At 62.3% G+C, this 4,661-nt stretch carries 3 protein-coding genes; all 3 read right to left on the bottom strand.

Annotated elements, in window-relative coordinates:
• A partial coding sequence (locus tag L9Z73_RS25730; RefSeq protein ID WP_247407191.1) for a TolC family protein occupies window positions 1-682 on the bottom strand: 682 nt, incomplete at its 3' end.
• Window positions 679-3,858 carry an efflux RND transporter permease subunit gene (locus L9Z73_RS25725; RefSeq protein WP_247407190.1) on the bottom strand — a complete coding sequence of 1,060 codons (3,180 nt, stop codon included), beginning with the start codon at window positions 3,856-3,858 and terminating at the stop codon, window positions 679-681. The genes L9Z73_RS25730 and L9Z73_RS25725, both read right to left, overlap by 4 nt.
• Before the next feature lie 15 nt (window positions 3,859-3,873).
• The coding region (locus tag L9Z73_RS25720) for an efflux RND transporter periplasmic adaptor subunit (protein WP_247407188.1) at window positions 3,874-4,661 on the bottom strand (788 nt) is incomplete at its 5' end.

Below are 4,661 nucleotides of genomic sequence, written 5' to 3'. Positions count from 1 at the left end.
CTTCCACCGCCGCGAGGCGGGCGTCGGCACGCTCCACGTCGAGTTGGTCACCCACGCCGGCATCACGCAGGCTGACGGTGATGGTCCGCGATTCCTGCTGGTTCTTCAGATTGTCCAGGGCGATGCGCTCACGCAGTTGTGCGCCGCGCAGTTGACCGTAGGCGTCCACCAGTTCGGCAATCATCGTGACCTGCAGTTGGTACAGGTCGGCTTCGGCGGCCTGCTGGTCGGCGTCGCTGGCTTCCAGGTTGCGCTGGATGCGGCCGAACAGGTCCAGCTCCCAGGCCATGTCCAGGCCCAGGTCATAACGCTCGCTGTTGACGCGCTGGGTGGTCTGGCCGGGGATTTGCCCCTTCCCCACGTCACTGCTGACGCGGCTGGTGATGGTTGGCATCGCATCATTGCTGGCGTCATCGCGGATCGCGCGTGCCGACCGCAGGCGGGCAAACGCCACGCGCAGGTCGCGGTTACCGCTCAGCGACTGTGTCACCAACTGGTTGAGGGTCGGGTCGTCGAACTGTTGCCACCAGATGCCTTCGAACTTGGCATGGTCGTACTGTTTGGCATCGGCGGCGGCCGTGATATTGGCCGCCTCCGGGGTCTGGGTTGTGTAGTCCGGGCCTACGGCACAGGCGCTCAGCGCCAGGACCAGCAAGCTCGGCAGAAAGACTTTCACACTCATTGCTGTGTCTCCAGCTTCAAGGCCTTGGCCGCTTTGCGCGCTTCGCTGCGCTCGACATAGCGACGGATCAGTACGTAGAACACTGGGGTCAGCAACAGACCGAAGAAGGTCACCCCGATCATCCCGGAGAACACCGCCACGCCCATGGCATGGCGCATCTCGGCACCGGCACCGCTGGACAGCACCAGAGGCACCACACCCATGATGAACGCGAACGAGGTCATCAGGATCGGCCGCAGCCGCAGACGGCAGGCTTCCAGCACCGCGGCGAGCGGGTCGAGGCCTTCCTGCTGTTTATCCTTGGCGAACTCGACGATCAGAATCGCGTTCTTACAGGCCAGGCCCACCAGTACAATCAGGCCGATCTGGGTGAAGATGTTGTTGTCGCCGCCCGAAATGATCACCCCGGTGATGGCCGACAGCAGCGTCATCGGTACGATCAGGATCACCGCCAACGGCAGGCTCCAGCTTTCGTATTGGGCGGCCAGTACCAGGAACGCCAGCAACACGCAGAGCGGGAACACAAACAGCGCGGTGTTGCCCGAGAGGATTTGCTGATAAGTCAGGTCGGTCCACTCGTAGGTCATGCCGTTGGGCAGTTCATCCTTCAACAGTTTTTCAATTGCAATCTGGGCCTGACCGGAGCTGTAGCCCGGCGCGGCGTTGCCGTTGATTTCTGCGGTGATGAAGCCGTTGTAGTGCATCACGCGGTCCGGACCCGAGGTGTCGCTGACCTTGATGAAGGTCGCCAGCGGGATCATCTCGCCTTTGTTGTTGCGCACTTTCAACTGGCCGATCTGGTCTTCATCCAGGCGGAACTGCTGTTCCGCCTGCACGTTGACTTGGTAGGTGCGGCCGAAGCGGTTGAAGTCGTTGGCATACAACGAACCCAGGTAGATCTGCAGGGTGTCGAAAATGTCGCTGATCGCCACGCCATGGGTCTTGGCCTTTTCGCGGTCGATGGCGGCATCGACCTGGGGCACGTTGACCGTGTAGCTGGTGAACAGGCCGAACAGTTCCGGCGTGGTGCGGCTCTTGGTGATGATGTTCTGCACTTCTTTGTACAGTTCTTCGTAACCCAGGTTGCCACGGTCTTCGATCTGCAGGCGGAACCCGCCGATGGTACCCAGGCCCTGTACCGGCGGCGGTGGGAAGATCGCCATGTAGGCTTCCTGGATGTCGCTGTACTTGCCGTTCAGCGCACCGGCAATCGCACCGGCGGACATGCTCGGGTCTTTACGCTCGTCGAACGGTTTGAGGGTCACGAACACGATGCCGCTGTTCGGGCTGTTGGTGAACCCATTGATCGACAGGCCCGGGAAGGCCACGGCGCTTTCCACGCCCGGCTGTTTCAGGGCGATGTCGGACATGCGCTTGATCACGTCTTCGGTGCGATCCAGGCTCGCGGCGTCCGGCAATTGGGCGAAAGCCACCAGGTATTGCTTGTCCTGGGCCGGGACGAAACCGGTCGGGGTGTGGGCAAAACCGAACCACGTCAGCACCATCAGGCCGGCGTACAGGAACAGCGCGATGCCGCTGCCGCGAATCACCCGGCGCACGGTGCCGACGTAGCCATGGCTGGCTTTCTCGAAGAAGCGGTTGAACGGCCGGAACAACCAGCCCCCCAACAGCTTGTCGAGCACCTTGGAGAAGCGATCCTTCGGCGCGTCATGGCTGCGCAGCAACACGGCGGCCAGGGCAGGGGACAAGGTCAGCGAGTTGAAGGCCGAAATCACCGTCGAAATCGCAATGGTCAAGGCGAACTGCTTATAGAACTGCCCGGTCAAGCCGCTGATGAAGGCCGCCGGAATGAACACCGCACACAGCACCAAGGCCGTGGCGATGATCGGCCCGGTCACTTCGCTCATGGCCTTTTCAGTCGCCTGGAACGGCGCCAGGCCCAGCTCGATGTTGCGCTCGACGTTCTCCACCACCACGATGGCGTCATCCACCACGATGCCGATGGCGAGTACCAGGCCGAACAATGACAGCGCGTTGAGCGAGAAGCCGAACAGGTGCATCACCGCAAACGTACCGATCAGCGAGACCGGCACTGCCACCAACGGAATGATCGAGGCGCGCCAGGTCTGCAGGAACAGGATCACCACCAGCACCACGAGGATCAGCGCTTCGAACAGGGTATGCACCACCGCTTCGATGGAGCCGCGCACGAAGATGGTCGGGTCGTAGACGATGCTGAAGTCCATGCCTTCGGGGAAGTTCTTCTTCAGCTCCGCCATCTTGTCGCGCACTTCGTTGGAGATCTGGATCGCGTTGGAACCCGGGCGCTGGAAGATCGGGATCGCCACGGCCGGCTGGTTGTTGAGCAACGAACGCAGGGCGTATTGGCTGGAACCCAGCTCAACCCGCGCAATGTCCTTGAGGCGCGTGATTTCACCGTTATCGCCGGAGCGAATGATGATGTTCTCGAACTCTTCTTCAGTGACCAGGCGACCCTGCGTGTTCACCGACAACTGGAAGCTGGTGGCATTCGGTGCAGGCGGCGCACCCAGCGCACCGGCGGCCACTTGACGGTTCTGCTCGCGAATCGCGGTCACCACATCGGTGGCGGTCAGGTTACGCGACGCGGTCTTGTTCGGGTCCAGCCAGACGCGCAGGGAGTAGTCGCCCATGCCGAATAGCTGCACATCACCCACACCGCCCAGGCGCGCCAACTCATCCTTGATGTTGAGCAAGGCGTAGTTGGACAGGTAGAGCATGTCGTAGCGCTGATCCGGGGAGGTCAAATGCACCACCATGGTCAGGTCGGGGGAGGCCTTGTCCACGGTGATACCGATGCGGGTCACTTCCTCGGGCAGTTTTGGCTGCGTGCGCGTCACACGGTTTTGCACCTGCACCTGCGCGTTGTCCAGGTCGGTGCCCAGGGCGAAGGTGATGGTCAGGGTCAGTTTGCCGTCGGCGGTCGACTGCGAGGACATGTACAGCATGTTCTCGACGCCGGTAATGGCCTGTTCCAGCGGCGCCGCCACGGTTTCACCGATGACTTTGGGGTTGGCGCCAGGGAAGTTGGCGCGCACCACCACGGTCGGCGGCACCACTTCCGGGTATTCGCTGATCGGCAGTTGGAACAGCGAGATCGCGCCGGCGATCAGGATCAACAGCGAGAGCACTGCTGCGAAGATCGGCCGCGAAATGAAGAACTTGGAAAAATTCATCTTGAGTCGTATCCCTTAACCGCGTGGAGTCGCGACAGCTGCGAGCTTGGGCGCGGTTTTTGAAGGCGCCACTTGCTCCAGGTTGCTGGCTTCAAGCGCTTGTCGTTGTTGGGCCAAGGCGGCGAGGGTTTCCTTGCTGGCCATCGGGATGGTTTCCGGGGCGACCGGCGCGCCCGGGCGCACGCGCTGCAGGCCCTTGACGATAATGGTGTCGTCCTTGTTCAGGCCGCTGCGCACGATGCGCAAACCTTCGATCTTCGGCCCCAGTTCCACCGAGCGGTAGGCCGGCTTGTCGCCTTCCATCACCAGCACGAACTTCTTGCCCAGGTCGGTGCCGACCGCTTCATCGTTGATCAGTACGGCGGAGTAGGTGCCGCTGCCGACCAGTTTCAGGCGGGCGTACAAGCCAGGGGTGTATTCGCCTTTGCTGTTATCGAATACCGCACGGCCACGGATGGTGCCGGTGGCCGGGTTGACCTGGTTGTCGACGAAGTTCATCTGGCCCAGGTGCGGGTTGCCGGTTTCATTCGACAGGCCCAGGTACACCGGGGTGGTCGCACCACGGCGACCCTGGCGGGCGAGCTCGGTGTACTTGAGGTATACGCGCTCATCGGCATCGAAGTAGGCGTAGACCTTGTCGGTGGAGACCAGGCTGGTCAGCGCGGTGACGTCGGCGGTGACCAGGTTGCCGGCGGTGATCTCGGCACGGCTGGCACGGCCGCTGATCGGCGCGGTGACACGGGTGAAGCTCAGGTTCAGCTTGGCCAGGTCCAACTGCGCCTGGATGCCGGCAACGCCGGCGC

Origin of the sequence: Pseudomonas emilianonis, assembly GCF_023072625.1 — a bacterium.
In the GTDB taxonomy this organism is placed as follows: Bacteria; Pseudomonadota; Gammaproteobacteria; order Pseudomonadales; family Pseudomonadaceae; genus Aquipseudomonas; species Aquipseudomonas paraveronii.
The sequence above is the reverse complement of the archived record's forward strand: the minus strand, read 5'-3'. Positions and strand labels throughout refer to the sequence as shown.